Source organism: Arachidicoccus rhizosphaerae (genome assembly GCF_900107765.1).
GTDB lineage: Bacteria > Bacteroidota > Bacteroidia > Chitinophagales > Chitinophagaceae > Arachidicoccus > Arachidicoccus rhizosphaerae.
This window is the reverse complement of record NZ_FNQY01000010.1, coordinates 1-16513: the sequence shown is the minus strand read 5'-3', so window position 1 is coordinate 16513 and position 16513 is coordinate 1. Positions and strand designations below refer to the sequence as shown.

The window sequence follows — 16513 nt, the reverse complement described above, 5'->3', positions numbered from 1 at the left end:
AAGATTTTAAAGCCCTAGTCGTTTTGGAATGGTTGATTGGAGGTTTTGCGAAGGGTTATTTAATCATAAGTGTTTCATTTTCCTCGTGAATATTCTATATTTTATGTGAATTTATTAATGGGCCACCTTTTACTTGAGTACCTGTCGATTTTTTACTACTAAAGTAACCAGTTCAAATAACTGGGAGGGTTCGAATGGTTTTAATAGCCAACCATTAAAATTTTCAACGGTTAGCTGCCTTGAGTTTTGACTTTCCGGTTTTTGACCACTTACCCCAAGAATTGGGATTTTTTGATTCATCCCTTCATTGGAACGGATTGTTGCCGCTAATTGATATCCACTCATTCCAGGCATGGAGATATCCGTTATAACCAAATCTAATTGCTGTGATTTTAGTTTATTGAGTGCATCCTCCGCTCCGGATGATTCTATAACCTGGTAACCTTTTCTTTTTAGTAACATGGCCATGTAGGTCCTGTTAAGTATATCGTTATCAACAACCAATATATTGGCTATAATCGGTTGTTGAATTTGGTTAGAAGATTTGGAAAAAGCTTCATTAGGTTGACCTGTAGTCTGGTTAAGACTACTGCTTAATAAAGTACCTTCCATTTCATGTTTAGTTTTTTTATTATTCTCCGGAATTTTTATATTTTCTGTAGAAAGTTCTGGTTCCAGTGGATTAATAGGGGCTTGTACGTTGTTGTCTAATAAATAAGGAAGTTCAATATAAAAAGTCGTGCCTTTATCCTTTATGCTTTCTACATTTATTTTTCCTTTATGTAAAGCCACCACTTTTTTAACGATGCTGAGTCCTAGTCCGGTACTTCCTTCTTTAATTTCTCTTCGATGAATCGCTGTTACATAAGCGTCGAATATAGAACCACCTACTTTAGCGTCAACAGAACCGTCAATGCCGATACCTGTATCCTTAATGGCCAGTGCCATCACACAACTGTCCTTCGTTTTTTTATGCAGCGAGGCCGCTATTCTGATGGAGCCGCTCTCTGTATATTTTATAGCATTACTTAATAAATTGATAAGTAATTGCCTGAGTTGAAATGCATCTCCCAGCAAACTGGTATTTAACTGGTTATCTAATGCTTCTTCCAATTGCAAATTTTTACTTTTTGCCTGAAGTTGTAATCCTAATAACACTTCCCGGATAACAAGCATCGGATTAAAAGGGGTCTCCGCCAGTTTAAACTTCCCTTTTTCCATCTTAGTATAATCCAAAATGTTATTGACAACAGACAGTAACATACCAGAAGATAATTTAATGGCATCTATCACTTCAGATTGTTCCGCACTTTTATGATCTGCTGACAGTTCGTTAGCAAACCGTGTGATTGAATGCAGTGGGGTCCGGATTTCATGGCTCATAGTTTCCGCAAATTCACTTTTTAGGTGAGCATATTCTTCTGCTTTTTCCTTAGCTCTTTTAAGTTGATTACTGTTTTTAAATAAGCGCTGCAAAATCCAGATAATGATAAGGGTCAATAATAAGCCAAATATTATTAGTAACGTATTGCCGAAGCGAATATCACTTGCTATTGAAAATGCGTTTTTACTCAAAAGCATTTTCTTCTTTTCTTGCTGATCAACAATAGTGGATTTTAATGAAGAAAGTATATTTTGTAAACTTTGTAATAAATTATGATTGGCGCTTAACAATGCCCTCTCTTTGGACTTGAGAGCCATAAACAAAGCTGCCTGTTCTTGTAAAGCATTTGTCTGATCTTTTAAATCTTGCTTTTTGACCTGATAAACAGAATCCAGGCTTTTTTGGTGAACTACTATAGTTTGATTAACCCTATTATATTGTTTGTTCGTAATGGCATCTTTTAAACGCCTAAATAATTTTCTTTTGGGTATTGCTGGTAAAACAATTCTTTCTAAAGTTGTATCTGCTTGTACTGACAATGGATGTGTTACACTATAGGCTGAGCTCTGTTCAATATTGTCATGGGTATGTAACTCGGATTCAGATAATTGCAACAATGAATCCAACAACAGTCTGGCTTTAATATATTGCTTGGTTTTGTTTGCTTTCTCGGTAACCAATCCTTCTACTTGTTCATTTTCAGGAAATTTATCCGATTCTGAAATAGAGTCTAAGATGACAGAAACCTGTTCAAGCTGTTGCTGATAGGCAACTGCAAATACTGAATCTTTTTGCAGTATGTATAACCTACAGTTGTTTTCGGCGGCATATAACAGGCGGATGGCATCGTCAACTCTGTCAATGCTTGACCTGGTTTCCGCTAAATCTCCAACTGCTTTTGCCAGTTTATCCGTATCCCGCTGGTTAATAAAGGCCAGAATGGAAAGACAAGATAAAGCCAAAACCAAAAAAATAACCGTTATAAAGCCATACCCCTGATTTTTAATGAGTCTGCCTTTTATCATTGTACCCTTCAATTTAATAAAGTACCGGGCTCAGGAAAGGGTCTAGCGTATTTACATTCATGTTGATTGTATATCCTTTACCCGGCACTAGATTATCAGTTCTTTCGAACCGAAATGCTCCATTCAATCATTTCCAATGCAAAAATAGGCGCTTGAATTACAATACATTGTAGATAATCTTGAATACTTATGTAGTAAATTTACGACAATACATCTGTTGTTGTATTTGATTATCAGTTGTTTAAATCTAGAACCTTTATCAGATCCGGTAAGCTTTGGATTTGTAGTTTTTCGAAAATTCTGGTTTTATAAGTACTGACCGTTGAAACGTGTAAATGCAATTCCTGAGAAATCTCCTTTAAACTCTTTCCACTTACCAACATATTAGCAATAGCTATTTCACGGTTGGATAATTGATCGAGCTGACGGCCTTTGCTTTTACTTTTTTTGTAAAAGACCAGGGAGTCTTTAACGGCGTCGCTGACATATTTCCCATTATTAAATATTTTTTCCAATGCATTTTGCATCTCTTGTTCAGAAGCTAATTTGTTTAAAAAACCGTCTGCACCACTTTCAATATATCGCATGGCATAAATTTCTTCATCCAGAGATGAAAATATAAGAATTTTGCATTGCGGGGAGTATTTCTTTAAAAGGGTATAGGCATTTAAGAAGCTTCCATTGGGCATTGAAACATCTAAAATATAAAGATCATAAGGTGTTTTCTTAGCCATTTCCAGGACGATTGAATAGTCCTGAGCTTCTTCCACTAAAACATCGGGTCTTATTTTACGAATCATCATCATCAATCCGTATCGAACAATCCCATGATCATCTGCGACTAGTATTTTTTCCACCATGTACTTTTGTTTAATTCAATCCTCCTAAAGATTCAATGGAAGGCAAAATGCCAGATAATTACCGCTGATTTCTTTATTAATTAATTCAGAAGCCAGCTTTGGTTTTTTCGTGCGAGATGTAAAATCTCTTTGTCCATTGAATCCACTTAATACTTTCCCTCCAACCATGGATAGTAATTCATAAAACATAACTTTTGGCCAATGATCTGAATGAGTTGTTACTGGTTCATTCAATTCAAAAATACCATTTTCCCATAATTCATGATGCCAGAATGATGCCGAACCTTCAATGCGAACATAAAATAGATCTTCCTGGTTAAGGTAAAGTGTGATATGTAATTGACTGTCACGATCTTGGAAAGCAGAAATATGATCTATTAATTTTTGTAATAAAAAGCTCAAAACACGTGCAAAAGTTCGGGTTACTTCAATAGAACTTGTTCCAAAAGAAACAGTTTCTGGTTCAAGTCTGGGAACGGTAGTTAATAGCAAAGCCTTGTTCAGAATAATATAGTCATTTGGTTGGTTGTTTTTTTCTGCGACTACATTTAACACCTGGATATATTGTTGAATTACTCTTAAAGTATAAATGTTTTTTTGAGTGTTTTGATTTAATTCTCTGAATACTGCTTTTGGTAAGTCGGCATCATTTATATCATCACCCAGCAGTTGAGATATCCAATTGACATTACTCAACAGACCATTAGATTCATGGAATAATACATTTAACCACCTATTTGTGATTTGGACAATCGTTCTTAATTGCCGATTGTGTTTTTTATCATTAATCCGGATCTCACTCGGAAGCTCTGTTTTTTGGTTTTCCATGTTTGTTATTCGTTAAGCTAGGGTATGGCTAAAAATACAATAAAAAATTTATTATTTAAACCATTAAGCAATTATGTTTAATTTAAATTTTACAAATTACAGTTAATTGTCATGGATGAGTTGAATTTTATACTGAGATTTTTCTCAAGAAATGATTAGGAAGCCTGGAAAATTTCCGAAGAATAAAAATTTCTGAAACCCTTTATACTCCTTTGTTTAATTCGATTGCACAAGGAGTAAAAATGCAATAAGTTGCTTAATGATTCAAGACATGTTAAGCATATTTAGTCTATTTAAACAATGGATTAGTTTTATTAATAATTTTAAGAATTATTTGGGAAAATGATCATTCTGATTGTTTTCATGAAAAGATGAAAATTATCGGGGCTTTACCTTGTATATGATTTGGGTAGCCAAAATTTTCTCTTTGTTTCATTTATTAATTGAAATAGACGGGGCTTATAAGATAGAGTAGGAGGACTAAAATTATTTCTCAGCTTATTGCTGATTTAAAATGTTGGCCCAGGTTGTTTATGCCTTCATTGGGATTTGACTGTTTTGATGAGTTGCCAGTAATTATTATTTCTCAATTGTTCTACAAATTTGTTGTAGTGGCATTTTATAGATGTGACTTGTCATAATTCCTTATTGCAATTAATTTCAGAAGTATTCACTCTGATTCAGTTCAATTGTTTTTTGGTAAAACTTGCAGTATTCGCTGAGATTTTCAAATCTTTACGCTGATTTGATTTACGTCCTTTTGTAAGGAGCCTTATAGATTGTTAAATGCGTTTTGCCGGCTGTCAACATCCCATTTGATGTTCATCTGCAACCGGTATGTTTACCTATTCCTTTATTACTAGCGTAAAGGAAGGCTGGCTGGATAAGCAAACTTATAGTCCAGCGGCCCGCAAAGCCTGGCCTTAATTAGGTGCATAGATGAAAATAATGTTATTCATAATGTCTGCGAAGGTACGAATAAGAAAAACGACCCTCTATATTGAGACCGAAAAAAATATTGGTGATTTACACGTTCAGGTACCCTTACTTTGATGTGCAGCCGCATTACTTCGTAAGTAGGAGATAGTCTTAAATCTTAAAAAATCCACCAGACAATTGCTTGCTAGCTTTTGATATTTTGCCCTGTATGCCGAAAAGCTAATTGATTTTCAAAAAAAATTGGAGAATAAATCTTTAGTATTAAATTTGGTAAAGCAAAGCTGATGTAAGCCCTTCAATATTCGAAGGAGACTAAGAGCAATATGAGAGGTCGGTATCCGATAATTATGGATACCAGATGTGAAGAAAACTACTTTGCAAGCTTAGGGATTCACTTTATATAACGAATTAATATAAGTAGGATGAAAGGTAACTTACTTATCATTCTGGTACTGTAGCAGGTTGAAGATAGTAGAGCACTGGATAGAATTGTTATCAAAAATAAATTGGGACAAATCGTTAAACAATACAAGTTTGAATAGCCAAATTAGTACCCAATATAATCAAGTACTCTTAGATTACTTTGGTCAATCGCAAAGAAAGGGTTTGTATATTATGTTATTAATCAGCAGATTGATGTTAGTCAAATGGGAGATTCCTTAACTTATTATAATGTTCAGTTCTATTTTCCGCACGGGGAATTATTTGAACAAATAAACTATTCAGTACACTGAGATGAAAAAAAATATAATTTTTTATACATTCGTGACATTTGTAGTAATAATAGCTATATTATTAGTAGATCCAATTTCAAAAAACACTAGTCATCCAGTATCTGCGTATATCTTTGTGTGTTATTTACCCCTTACGTTAATAATGAGAGGGCTACTTATAAAAGGTAAATACAAGGAAACCATGTATTATTTAAATGGAATCCTATTATTGGTAATAATACTTATTTTTAGATGGATTTATAGATAGAGGATAATTGATTGCCTGGCTTTGACTTGGGCTATGATAATAAAACTAACAGTTTAATTAATAATCAAGCTTATACCTCAGCCCGGTATGATGGTAATATAACTGGGACAGTCTGGAAAACAGTACAGGACAATAAAGTGTGTAAATATGATTATACCTATGATAATGTCGGAAGACTTACAGGCGCGGGTTTCAATCAATATACCGGAATCTCCTTTAATAAGACGGCAGGAGTAGATTATAGTGTTAGTAGTTTAAACTATGATCTCAACGGAAATATCAAAACTATGACACAAAAGAGGGCTACTCAGTTCGGGGACCTTAAGTACTATTGATCAATTATCCTATGGCTATCAAATTGGTACGAATCGGCTGGTCAAAGTAACGGACGGGGCTGCAATTGTTAGCCTTGAGAATTTAGGAGATTTTCAGGATGGTAATCAATCGGGGAATGATTACGCTTATGACGGTAATGGTAACCTGCCCCAGGATCTGAATAAGAAAATTTCTGGTATCAGCTATAATGTGTTAAATTTACCTAGTAAAATTAGTGTTACTGGTAATGGGACAATTTATTACATCTATGATGCGGCTGGTGGTAAACTAAGGAGATGGACCGTTGACTGCACATCGCTGCCCGGCATTCAGACTACCACACTTTATTTAGGTAGTACTCTTTACCAAAATGACACTTTGAAGTTCTTTGGCACAGCAGTGGGGCGAAGCCGCCCAGCTTCCAGTTACTCCAGTTGGATAAATGATTATTTTTTAAAAGACCACCTTGGTAATACCCGCGTGATTATAACGGATGATTACACGGTCAGCTCAGCGATTATTGAAGTAAATAGTTATTACCCTTATGGTCTTGAGATGAAAAACATTGGCTATCACCAGTCTGGGGTTACCGCTAATCCCTATAAATACAACTCTGGTGCTGAACTAAATCAGCAACTAGGCATTAATTTATACGAGACTACATTTAGAAGCCTTGATCCACACGGAAGATTCTGGCAGCTAGATCCTAGACCCGATCCTATGGGTAGTCTATATGCTACCATGGCTGGAAATCCTATCTTGTTTTCAGACCCTTTAGGCGATATGATTAATTATGATAATGAAGGCTAATATTCTCAGCAGGATGATATAACAGTGAATACAGGAGGAGTTCGATATTCGTACTCTGATATGGATTATGGCCAATTTTTTCATCATTTTGGAGATACACCCTTTGTTAAGGATCATCCGGGAAGTCATTATTTCGATGCAGGGATGCAAAGATTTAGTGAATCGATTCACAATCCAGAATCTTCGACAACAAAAAATAATATACAAGCACCATATATTATTCAAGATGGGAAACAGGTTCCATTGTCAAACTTTAATACTGGAATAGAAGACTTCCTAGGAAGGTTTGTTTCACAAAAGGCTTTATCTCTTGATGATGAAAAGTTGCGGAGCTACTTGGGCAGCAATAGTTCGCAATGGGTAAATTTTAGCGATAATTTGGCTATAGCTGAAATAGCGAGTACACGTCTATGTAAAGCCAATCCTTTCAATTGCCCCTGTAATTGGATTGAAAGGAAGAAATGCTAGCCTTGTTAGTTCATTATATAATCAAGTTACATTAGATTATTGGGGTCAACCGCAAAGAAATGGGTTGAATGTTATTATTTAGCAGGTTGAAATTAGTCAAATGGGAGCTTCCTTAACTTATTATAATGTTCAGTTCTATTTTCCCCAAGGGAATTATTTGAACAAATAAACTATTCAGTACACTAATATGATTAAAAAGCCAATATATTATATATACATATTATTTGTTATAGTAATTGCAATATTATTATCACGTCCAATATTAAATACCCAAATTCATCCCTCATTTACTTATATATTATTAGCTTATTCTCCATTGTTTTTTTTAATTAGAGGAATTGTTAATTTGAAATATAAAGAAAAATGGGATTATTTAGGTGGAATCCTATTATTAGTAATAATACTTATTTTTAGGTGGATTTATAGATAGAGGATTATTGACTGACTTCCAAAGATAATCTCCTTTGCTTAAGGTGAATATCATTTTGTTTGTGACCTTATAGTAACCCGCTGCGCAGGTAACCCTTTTGCCTGTGCGGTTAATAGGATATCCCCGCTACTTTTAATAACTACCGGGCCGAGCCCTTCCATGCTTTTTTTACGAAACGTCCTTCATAAAAGCCTTTCTATTGATGAAGAACAATGTAAGTGTAAAAGTAAAAGAACTGAAAATCGGTACAATGACTGACAGTAAGGGCCATTTTGACCTGAAGCTGCCCTCCGGACAAATTTTATTGGAATTCAGTACTGTGGGGTATCTCCTCATCGAGGAAACGGCCGGTGACCGTAGTGTGATTAATGTTACCTTATCCCAAAACTTGCTGATCTGGATGAAATGGTCGTTATGGCCTGTGGTAAAGAGAAGAAAGAATCGGTGGCAGGATCCATCATCATGATTAATCCGGCTAAGTTGAAGATACCCACCAGCAATCTGGCGTAGGCGCTCGCTGGGAAGTTGGCCGGGGTTATTGCTTATCAGCGCATAGGTGAACCGGGTGTCTATTACACGGAGTTCTTTATCAGGGATGCGACCATCATGATGAAGAATGTTTTGAATCGATCAATAAAAAGAAAACTGCATTATAGGCTGTAATACAAAAATTAAAAAATGCAATAATTAATTGATATTCAATTTATTATTGCATTTTTATGTGGGAGCCGGCGGCCAGATGTTGGACTTTTTGAAAGATATGGATTTAATTATCAATTGCTCTGAGTCAACTGGTTGTTGGTCTGTTCGAAAACTTGAGATTAATTTCTTTAAATGCTAAAACGTGTCTTATCTTTGAACGTCATTATAAGAATTGCTTGAAGGATAGACGACTACTCAATAGACTATTTGTTAATAATTTGTTATAAGTATAATGAGGGAAATAGAAATTTACAGCACTAAAGATGGTGATATAGAGGTAGAGGTTCAGTTCGATGGAAATACTGTTTGGTTAACCCAGCGCCAACTTATAGATTTATTTGAATCGAGTAAGGCCAATATAAGTGAACATGTCAAACACATTTTTGAGTCAGGAGAGCTTGATCGTAGTTCAACTGTTCGGAAATTCCGAACAGTTCAAATGGAGGGAAAGAGAAAAGTCGAACGATTGCTTGAACATTTTAATCTGGATGTGATTATTTCAGTTGGTTACAGGGTTAATACTAAAAGAGGTATTCAATTCCGTCAATGGGCTACAGAGCGCATAAAAGCTTATTTAGTAAAAGGCTATACTGTCAATCAAAAGAGGTTGAAGCAATTACAGCAAACGGTTAAATTGATCAGCTTGGGAGCCACTTCCCTCGATTTGCAATTACAGGAAGCCCAAGGGCTTTTGGAAATTATCCGAAATTACAGCCAAACCTTTGAGTGGTTGTATAAATTTGATAGTAATAATCTTTCAGTTCAAATGAAAGGCAAAGAAATTACCCATATCATTCAATATGAGGAGGCGAAAGTTGCAATAAGTAAATTAAAGAAGCAACTTATAATTAATCAGCAAGCATCCACTCTCTTTGGTAAAGAAAAAGATGAAGGGTTTAAAAGTTCTTTACTTAGCATTGTGCAGACGTTTGCTGGTGAATATCTTTATTCAAGTATAGAAGAGCAGGCTGCTCATTTGTTATATTTTGTGGTTAAAAATCATTCTTTCAGTGACGGGAATAAACGCATTGGTGCATTTTTATTTATTTTGTTCTTAGAGAGGAATAAGTTTCTATTTAAGAACTCTGGAGAAGCAAAGATTAATGACAATGGCCTAACGGCACTAACTCTTTTAATTGCACAAAGCAAGCCAGAAGAGAAAGAATTAATAATTAAACTTATTATTAATTTGATTGCAAATGATAGTAACTAATTGGACTACATTCAGTCTCAACAAGCAGATTTAATATTTGACCGATATCCAGCGAGGCTAAGTGTTATTCACAAGAGGGATTCAATCTTCCGGCATTATACCAGTAAATAGCGTCTCGGTTATGCATAACCCGTATAGGGACGTTACATGTATCGTCCGCCCTATGTGACCATAAAAGCAATATGTCAACTTTTGCAGGGTAAATGTATTTAAAAGTACGGACAAGTAAAGTAAAAAATAAAGCCCTAAAATGAAAAAAGCCCCGAAACACGTATGTTTCAAGACTTTTTCCCGTGTGGTCTCGACAGGGATTTCTGGAAAAGTGTAATAGCTTGAATAATAATTTATTTAGCTTTTTCTGCGGATTATTTGCGGAAAAAATATCTTGTCTTTTAGTGAGTAGGCAATGTCCCCGGTGTTAGAGTTGTAGTGCCGCCGGCTGTCAAATTGATCACTATCTTAGTCTTTGAGTAAGACGTGATTGTCCCATCCAGGAACTCAGCATTTGACATTTTAACCTGCAACCGATCGCTGTTCAGAACAAACCATGTATTACCTCCCACGCTTTCCGGGCCGGTCGAACTAATATATCCAGCCTCGTTATTATCTTGGAAAAATGCGTATCCTGTAGCGTAAACATCTCCATTTTTAGTAGTGACAGTCTCCCAAGTGCCGAATATTTTTGCATTATCGTTGCTGGCACTTGGACTGTCTTTTTTGCAACTGAAGAGTGTTATGGTAGCGAGTATAAACAGCAAATATTTCATGATTATTTCTTTAAATAAACTTCTCTGAGCGTTATCAATATTTAAAAATGTTAATAAATATTTTTGGTTTTATTTACTAATTATTATAGCTTCGGTTTCTAAATCATTAAGCTATGCTAAATAAAATTAAGAAAAAAAGCGCACCCACGAAGAAAAAAACAGATTACCGTAGCGAACATGTAAATGAAAATAGGGATATACAGCACCTTAATAACAAGAAAAGCTCATGTATTAAACACCCAAAGCTTTCTCAATGGATGCTTCTAACAAGGCTAGTTCATCAGTGTACAAAGTCCCTTTGATTTGAGCTCTAATACTTGCAAGTTCATTAATCACAAAAGCATTGAATCTATCCTGATCTGTTGCTCCTTTTGATGCATTCTTATTAATCAACTCTCCGTTACCGGTAGTCATGTATTGGATGTCTAGTTCGGGATAGATTTTATTTAATGATGTTGCTATTTCCAGACTGATAGACTTCACTCGTTCATTCCTGATGTCATAAAGCACCTGAGGACGTTTATCAATTTCGCCAGCTATTTTACCAAGAGTTTTGCCTGTATGGCCAATGATTTCCTTCAAAATCTCGTTTGCTTTTTTCATTTTATGCAGTAATGCTGTATTTTTGTTTAAAATTTGATGATATGATCAAAGATTTTATTGCATATATATATTTAGACCTGAAAAAGAATTGGTGGCAATTAATAATTAGTGTTGCCTTAGGGTTTATTTATGGTTACTTCTTTATGTAGTATCCCGCAATTAATCCCAGGCCGAAGCCAACAAGTATTTTTATTATATCCCAAGCCCCTTTGTAAATATTTTTTCTTATTTCTTTATATCTCCTCTTAGATATAATTTTAGCAAATCCGCCATCTTCAGCCAGCTTATGCCATTGGTCGGTTCTCTGATAATAGTACTTATCATTTCCAAAGCCTTCAATTCTATACATTATTTCTGGCTTATAATCACATAAATGATCAAGATAATAAGCCGCTAATTCTTTTGTTATTTGCTCTTCTTTAAATATATAATCAGTCAATGTACTTATAGTACTATGCGATCCTTTCTTTACTGGCGGTTTGAACCATACAAGTATTCGATCCAAATCTCTTATTTCCTTTTTCGTCAAATGATTTAAAAATTCATTCATTTCATATTCAATTAGTTGTAAATAGTTGCAACTCCGTTACAAAAATAATTACAGTATTTATTTTAAATAATACCGCAATACTGTATATTTGCTGTATAGATATAACGCATTGCTGTTATTCTTATCACAGAATTATTACAAACTTACTACAAAAGTAATACCAAATGACAATTTTAGAACAGGCAAATAAAGAATTGCAGGACTTGAGGCCAAATTTGGCCCCCGGTGACCTTAAAAGATGCGCAAAAGAAATCGGTATAACTGCCGAGAATGTAAGCCTTTATATGAATAGAAAGGGCGGAAATCCTCAGCGTGCAGTAGAAATACTGACTTTCTTAAAAAATATTATTTCAGACAGGAAAAGCCAATTGGCATGAGAACTTATAACATCCCAAAGGCAGAATGGGATAAGCTAATGGCGAGGTTTGATGCTGAGGACGCAATAAGCGAAGAGGAAGCTGCCAAGCTTCTGGGTATAAAACTCGTCAGCCTGAGGGTGGCCAGATGTAAAGGGACAATTCCAGCTGATTGCTGGACCAAGCCCAAAGTTGGCAACACAGTTTATTTCAAATCGCGGCTTCTAAATCTCTAATCATGACCACCACCCACATCACTAGGGCCCAGAAAAAGGAAATCATGCAGCTGATGGAAGGCCGCAGCGGGGAATTAAACGGCAGGGAATATCGGTTTGAGGACGGTGTTATTTACACCCACTGGATAGATAACTATAAACCGGCCACAAGGTACGACCTGGACAGCTGGGATGATATGGATGATGAGAATACCCTCGACAATCTCCGCTGGTTGGACCACGAAGCGTTACTCAAAGCTCTGGAAGCTTACCATATAGAGATGGACGAAGACGGCCTCAAAGAAATTGAATTTTTAATTGCCTCAGAGGCAACAACAATATAACCGCGCTGGCTACGGTAACCAGAAACACAATGAACACAGAAGTAATCGAACACAATTGCATCGTACCGCCTGAAGTAGGCTGCATTTTAACTCAATACGCCTACTCTGGATTCAGTAAAGGGCCTGATAAACGAAGCAACGTGCTTTGGCCAAAGGGCTACCAGAAGGAGGATGTAACCATACTTAACAGCCCGTCCCTGGTAGCTGTATTCCACATCACTAAAATGAATCCCCATGCAAGAAGTAATTAACTGTTTAAAACTCGCTGCCTGCATCATTGGCGTAGTGTACGCCTTTAAATGGCTGGCAGCGTATTGTAAGCATAAAATGACTGCCACCGCTTCAATAGATGTTAACCGATGGATCAGCAGGATTGAGCAGGACATGAGCTGTTGCACATCATTTGAGAGCCTGGACAGACTGGAAGAGAAAGGAAACAAAGTGCTTGAAAAAGCGAAAGCCCTGATTCCCGATACCTCGCCTTATGCAGAAAGGCTTTTAAAAGCTTACAACAGCCGGCACATTGATCTTACAAATATTCATTGTCCGGGCTGGCCACAATCAGCGCTCAGACTAATTAATCTACGATAATAAAACGCACCGGGCAACGTCTCCCGGCAACACAATGGCACAGTTACCAACACTCAAAGAGCTTCACCAGTCACCTGAGGAAGCCTTTAAGAATGATCAGTTCAGACTATTACTTAACCAGGAACCGCACATAACCTGGATTAAAAAGCACCCTTTAGCCAAAGCGAAAAACGACCAGGGCCAAACGGTCCCTGCTGAATACCTGCCGATTGACAAGATAGAATCTCTTTTGGATTACATTTTTCAGGACTGGTACCCAGAGATCCTAAGCACGCAGGCTTTATTCAACTCAATTACGGTTACCGTAAGAGTGCACTTAAAATGGCCTACTACGGGCGAATGGCGTTTTTATGACGGAGTTGGAGCCGCTACTATTCAGGTAGACAAAGGGTCCATGGCCGGAGACCTGAGCGCAATCAAAGCAAGCGCAGTTCAGATGGCCGCTCCAAGCGCAAAAAGCTATGCCATTAAAGATGCCTGCGAGCACCTAGGTAAGTTATTCGGCCGGGACCTTAACAGGAGGGACACGGTAATGTTAGCAGGGGCTTACTCCAAGGAGCAACCATTAGAACAGCAACCGGCTCCCCAGGTGCAATACCAACAGACCCCGGTTCAGGCAGCGCCACAGCAGTATCAGCCGCAAGCAGCGCCACAGCAGCAAGCTCCGCCCCAGTCCGCTCCGCAGGCATCACCCGTACAGCAATCCTTTTCTTTTAACCCCGCAAATCTTTAAACACAATGGAACAGACACAGGCAATAGAACCGGTACAGCAGGCACCAGTACAACAGCCACAGCCCCCCGCTCAGTTAATCACCATGCAGCTGACAGAGCAGCAAGCTGCATGGGCAGGCTTACCCCTTCAAAAAAACGCCCTGACAGAAGCCCTGCAACGTCAGGAACTGACCGCTCAGGGGTTATTACAGCAGGCAGAAGCCGCCGGAGACAAATGGGCAGATATTGATACCAATCTGGCTGCATACCGCAAGCTGCATATCGAAATGGTAGAAGGTCGTAAGCCTTTTACAGGGATGATACAGGATAGAATCATTGCCCCTCTGATGGCTTTTGAAAAGAGAGTAGACCCTAAGAGCAATGAAAAGTACAATGAGCTGTTCAATAAGAGTGTTGACATCCGCCGTAAGGAGAATTTAGCAGCAGCGGTTACCAATGCTAAGAATACGGAAAAAAGCAATTTTACTGCTCACTTTACTAATGAGCACGTCCGTATCGTGGGCCTTTATAAAGCCACTGTTATGAGAGAGGCTACTAACATCTATTCAAGTTACCTGAAGGGTGGCATTAAAGACCCTGCTTTGCAGGAATTAAAACAGAAGCTTGCAGAGGTGCCACAGCCGGCCATGACGGCTTTCATTCCTCAGAGATTAACCCATGAGGAAATGCAGGAACTGTACAAACAGATTGCACCTATCAACTGGCTAGAAATCTTTTCAGGCCTGATGGTGGAAGTAGACAACCTGTTTGCCAACTATGCAAGTGATCTGGCAAACGCTGAGGCTGCCATTAAAGCGCAGGAAGATGCTTTGCAGTTGGCCACTCAGGCAGCTGACAAGAAGATCCAGGAAGAGCAGGCTATTAATACACTTGTTATCAATGCAGTTACACCCACTATTGAAGGCCCTAAAATCAAAAAGAATCTTAAGGTTACCGTCCGCACGGATTGGGTTTGGATGAAAGCCGTCATGGCGGCCTTCATGGTAAACTTTGACGATCTGAGCAAATGGATATCAGTTAAAGAACCTGCTAACCTTAAGGTCGGTCAGATGGCAGACTACCTGGGCAAGCTAGCCACAGAAACAGGCTTAACTTTTAACGGGCTAGAGTTGGAGGAAGTATGCAAGTAGCCAGTAACACCTTCACAGCAGTCGCCCCTGCACCCGGGGCGGCCATTAACCCAATGCTGTTTACAGTTAGTGACGTAAAGTATTACAGGAATGTTCCCTTTGAGGATTACTTGAAGATCCCCGGCGTTTCCTTTAGCAGCATCAAAGGATTTGAAGGTGAAAAAACCGAGGGCATGAAACTAGGGGAGAGGGTGCACCAGTACCTGAATGAGCCACACCTCTATGACTGGCAGCAGTCGGAGATAGTAAGACCAATAGCAGGCGTTATCCGCTCCAAGATAGGCACCGCTTTTAAGTTTATGGAAAAGGAGCTGGCTTTTACCTGCTGGTTTCACTACATGGGAATGAAGTTGCTGTATAAAGGCCGCTCAGACCTGATCAAGACAGGGCAGGTGCTGGTGGACTACAAGGTTATGGCAGGCGGTCTGGATAATGCAATTAATCACTTTGGTTATGACAGACAGATCAGCGGTTATTGTCTGCCTACCGGTTGCAGGATGGGAATTATCATCTCTTGGAATAAAAACCAAAAGAAGCCGGAGCAGCGGACCATAATACCGGATAGTACTTTCTGGGCAACCCAAGTAGTAAGGCTGGGAGTTCCGGCGTAAATTTTTTTCATAAGCAGTTTTGGTTGCAGCCCCTTATTCTTAGGGGGCTTACCAGCCAACTGACACAAAACAAAACACAATGAAAGTAGAAAATATAGAAAAGGCAAAAGAGCTTATTAATAAAATATCTGTAGCAGAGGGTGAAATAGAAGCTATCAAAGAGTGCTATCAAATCAGGCTAGCAGATAGGCAAAACTCAATGGATTATAACCCTTTAAATGCGGTAGATATTTCATTGGGAACTGATAAAGACCTAAACGCAATCATTGAAGAGTTTAAATGCAGGGTTATAGACTATTACAAAGACCAGATTCACGATGCCAAAGAGGAGCTAAAGGAATTGTAACAAACACCCCCTGCCAATTGGGTACCGCTTCGCAAGCAACAGGGGGGCGACCGATGGTAAACCTGCACCGACACGCAGGCTCACAAAACAAAAGGAGGTACATCATGAAATAGAAAATGAATGTACATAGTCAGGGGCGGGATAAAATTAAAAAATTCAGTGGTTAGAATAATGCAGCCGCCCCTTTATTAAGCTCACAATCAATTTAAAAATAGCTGCTTAGCGGCACAAAATTTACACAATGACTAAAGAACAGTTTTTAAAAAGGTACGGTCTCACAGAAGATCAATTCGCAGGAAAGGAAATTTATAA

Annotated in this window: 18 protein-coding genes; 12 read left to right on the top strand and 6 right to left on the bottom strand. The window is 37.9% G+C overall.

Annotated elements, in window-relative coordinates:
- Window positions 1-129: 129 nt before the first annotated feature.
- The 3 genes from BLU80_RS09855 to BLU80_RS09845 form a co-directional block, all read right to left on the bottom strand.
- Window positions 130-2409, bottom strand: coding sequence for an ATP-binding response regulator (locus BLU80_RS09855; RefSeq protein ID WP_091397414.1), 2280 nt, complete (start codon window positions 2407-2409; stop codon window positions 130-132).
- A 233-nt stretch (window positions 2410-2642) separates the two neighbouring features.
- Window positions 2643-3269, bottom strand: a complete 627-nt coding sequence (locus BLU80_RS09850; RefSeq protein ID WP_091397411.1) for a response regulator transcription factor — start codon at window positions 3267-3269, stop codon at window positions 2643-2645.
- A 24-nt stretch (window positions 3270-3293) separates the two neighbouring features.
- Entirely contained in the window at window positions 3294-4097 is an 804-nt protein-coding gene (locus BLU80_RS09845; RefSeq protein WP_091397410.1) for a hypothetical protein, read from the bottom strand.
- A gap of 2445 nt (window positions 4098-6542) precedes the next feature.
- Between BLU80_RS09845 and BLU80_RS09835 the strand changes: the two genes are divergently transcribed.
- The 4 genes from BLU80_RS09835 to rhuM all read left to right on the top strand — a co-directional run bounded on the left by BLU80_RS09835 (window position 6543) and on the right by rhuM (window position 9955).
- Window positions 6543-7142 carry an RHS repeat-associated core domain-containing protein gene (locus BLU80_RS09835; protein WP_091397406.1) on the top strand — a complete coding sequence of 200 codons (600 nt, stop codon included), beginning with the start codon at window positions 6543-6545 and terminating at the stop codon, window positions 7140-7142.
- Window positions 7143-7202: 60 nt separating this feature from the next.
- A complete protein-coding gene (locus BLU80_RS09830; protein ID WP_091397403.1) occupies window positions 7203-7610 on the top strand; it encodes a hypothetical protein in 408 nt (135 codons plus the stop codon).
- 632 nt (window positions 7611-8242) lie between these two features.
- Entirely contained in the window at window positions 8243-8506 is a 264-nt protein-coding gene (locus tag BLU80_RS09825; RefSeq protein WP_091397400.1) for a carboxypeptidase-like regulatory domain-containing protein, read from the top strand.
- Between the two features lie 468 nt (window positions 8507-8974).
- Window positions 8975-9955 carry a virulence RhuM family protein/type II toxin-antitoxin system death-on-curing family toxin gene (gene rhuM, locus BLU80_RS09820; RefSeq protein ID WP_091397397.1) on the top strand — a complete coding sequence of 327 codons (981 nt, stop codon included), beginning with the start codon at window positions 8975-8977 and terminating at the stop codon, window positions 9953-9955.
- 392 nt (window positions 9956-10347) lie between these two features.
- Here the strand turns inward: rhuM and BLU80_RS09815 are convergent, their stop codons facing one another.
- The 3 genes from BLU80_RS09815 to BLU80_RS09805 form a co-directional block, all read right to left on the bottom strand.
- Complete coding sequence (locus BLU80_RS09815; protein WP_091397394.1) at window positions 10348-10722, bottom strand: hypothetical protein; 375 nt, start codon at window positions 10720-10722, stop codon at window positions 10348-10350.
- A 231-nt stretch (window positions 10723-10953) separates the two neighbouring features.
- Window positions 10954-11325, bottom strand: a complete 372-nt coding sequence (locus tag BLU80_RS09810; protein ID WP_091397392.1) for a hypothetical protein — start codon at window positions 11323-11325, stop codon at window positions 10954-10956.
- Window positions 11326-11458: 133 nt separating this feature from the next.
- Window positions 11459-11875: a hypothetical protein gene (locus BLU80_RS09805; RefSeq protein WP_091397389.1), complete on the bottom strand. Its 417-nt coding sequence runs from the start codon at window positions 11873-11875 to the stop codon at window positions 11459-11461.
- A gap of 164 nt (window positions 11876-12039) precedes the next feature.
- On the opposite strand from BLU80_RS09805, the gene BLU80_RS09800 reads away from it, so the two are divergent.
- The 8 genes from BLU80_RS09800 to BLU80_RS09765 all read left to right on the top strand — a co-directional run bounded on the left by BLU80_RS09800 (window position 12040) and on the right by BLU80_RS09765 (window position 16201).
- Window positions 12040-12252 (top strand): hypothetical protein, encoded by a 213-nt coding sequence (locus BLU80_RS09800; RefSeq protein WP_091397386.1) that lies wholly within the window; start codon window positions 12040-12042, stop codon window positions 12250-12252.
- On the top strand, window positions 12249-12467 hold the full coding sequence (locus BLU80_RS09795; protein ID WP_091397383.1) for a hypothetical protein: 219 nt from the start codon (window positions 12249-12251) through the stop codon (window positions 12465-12467). The genes BLU80_RS09800 and BLU80_RS09795 overlap by 4 nt, the downstream gene beginning before the upstream one ends.
- A 2-nt stretch (window positions 12468-12469) precedes the next feature.
- Window positions 12470-12790, top strand: coding sequence for a hypothetical protein (locus BLU80_RS09790; protein WP_091397380.1), 321 nt, complete (start codon window positions 12470-12472; stop codon window positions 12788-12790).
- 234 nt (window positions 12791-13024) lie between these two features.
- Complete coding sequence (locus BLU80_RS09785) at window positions 13025-13381, top strand: hypothetical protein (protein ID WP_091397378.1); 357 nt, start codon at window positions 13025-13027, stop codon at window positions 13379-13381.
- Window positions 13382-13415: 34 nt separating this feature from the next.
- A complete protein-coding gene (locus BLU80_RS09780) occupies window positions 13416-14114 on the top strand; it encodes a hypothetical protein (RefSeq protein WP_091397376.1) in 699 nt (232 codons plus the stop codon).
- A 5-nt stretch (window positions 14115-14119) separates the two neighbouring features.
- Complete coding sequence (locus BLU80_RS09775) at window positions 14120-15244, top strand: hypothetical protein (protein WP_091397374.1); 1125 nt, start codon at window positions 14120-14122, stop codon at window positions 15242-15244.
- Window positions 15235-15855, top strand: coding sequence for a hypothetical protein (locus BLU80_RS09770; RefSeq protein ID WP_091397370.1), 621 nt, complete (start codon window positions 15235-15237; stop codon window positions 15853-15855). The genes BLU80_RS09775 and BLU80_RS09770 overlap by 10 nt, the downstream gene beginning before the upstream one ends.
- A gap of 79 nt (window positions 15856-15934) precedes the next feature.
- On the top strand, window positions 15935-16201 hold the full coding sequence (locus tag BLU80_RS09765) for a hypothetical protein (RefSeq protein ID WP_091397367.1): 267 nt from the start codon (window positions 15935-15937) through the stop codon (window positions 16199-16201).
- Window positions 16202-16513: the final 312 nt, after the last annotated feature.

Coding starts and splice junctions, on each gene's coding strand:
- BLU80_RS09790 (WP_091397380.1), top strand. CDS start 12,470: ATGACCACCACCCACATCACTAGGGCCCAGAAAAAGGAAATCATGCAG.
- BLU80_RS09765 (WP_091397367.1), top strand. CDS start 15,935: ATGAAAGTAGAAAATATAGAAAAGGCAAAAGAGCTTATTAATAAAATA.
- BLU80_RS09830 (WP_091397403.1), top strand. CDS start 7,203: ATGGATTATGGCCAATTTTTTCATCATTTTGGAGATACACCCTTTGTT.
- BLU80_RS09845 (WP_091397410.1), bottom strand. CDS start 4,097: ATGGAAAACCAAAAAACAGAGCTTCCGAGTGAGATCCGGATTAATGAT.
- BLU80_RS09815 (WP_091397394.1), bottom strand. CDS start 10,722: ATGAAATATTTGCTGTTTATACTCGCTACCATAACACTCTTCAGTTGC.
- BLU80_RS09775 (WP_091397374.1), top strand. CDS start 14,120: ATGGAACAGACACAGGCAATAGAACCGGTACAGCAGGCACCAGTACAA.
- BLU80_RS09785 (WP_091397378.1), top strand. CDS start 13,025: ATGCAAGAAGTAATTAACTGTTTAAAACTCGCTGCCTGCATCATTGGC.
- BLU80_RS09770 (WP_091397370.1), top strand. CDS start 15,235: ATGCAAGTAGCCAGTAACACCTTCACAGCAGTCGCCCCTGCACCCGGG.
- rhuM (WP_091397397.1), top strand. CDS start 8,975: ATGAGGGAAATAGAAATTTACAGCACTAAAGATGGTGATATAGAGGTA.
- BLU80_RS09780 (WP_091397376.1), top strand. CDS start 13,416: ATGGCACAGTTACCAACACTCAAAGAGCTTCACCAGTCACCTGAGGAA.
- BLU80_RS09850 (WP_091397411.1), bottom strand. CDS start 3,269: ATGGTGGAAAAAATACTAGTCGCAGATGATCATGGGATTGTTCGATAC.
- BLU80_RS09805 (WP_091397389.1), bottom strand. CDS start 11,875: ATGAATGAATTTTTAAATCATTTGACGAAAAAGGAAATAAGAGATTTG.
- BLU80_RS09800 (WP_091397386.1), top strand. CDS start 12,040: ATGACAATTTTAGAACAGGCAAATAAAGAATTGCAGGACTTGAGGCCA.
- BLU80_RS09810 (WP_091397392.1), bottom strand. CDS start 11,325: ATGAAAAAAGCAAACGAGATTTTGAAGGAAATCATTGGCCATACAGGC.
- BLU80_RS09855 (WP_091397414.1), bottom strand. CDS start 2,409: ATGATAAAAGGCAGACTCATTAAAAATCAGGGGTATGGCTTTATAACG.
- BLU80_RS09795 (WP_091397383.1), top strand. CDS start 12,249: ATGAGAACTTATAACATCCCAAAGGCAGAATGGGATAAGCTAATGGCG.
- BLU80_RS09825 (WP_091397400.1), top strand. CDS start 8,243: ATGAAGAACAATGTAAGTGTAAAAGTAAAAGAACTGAAAATCGGTACA.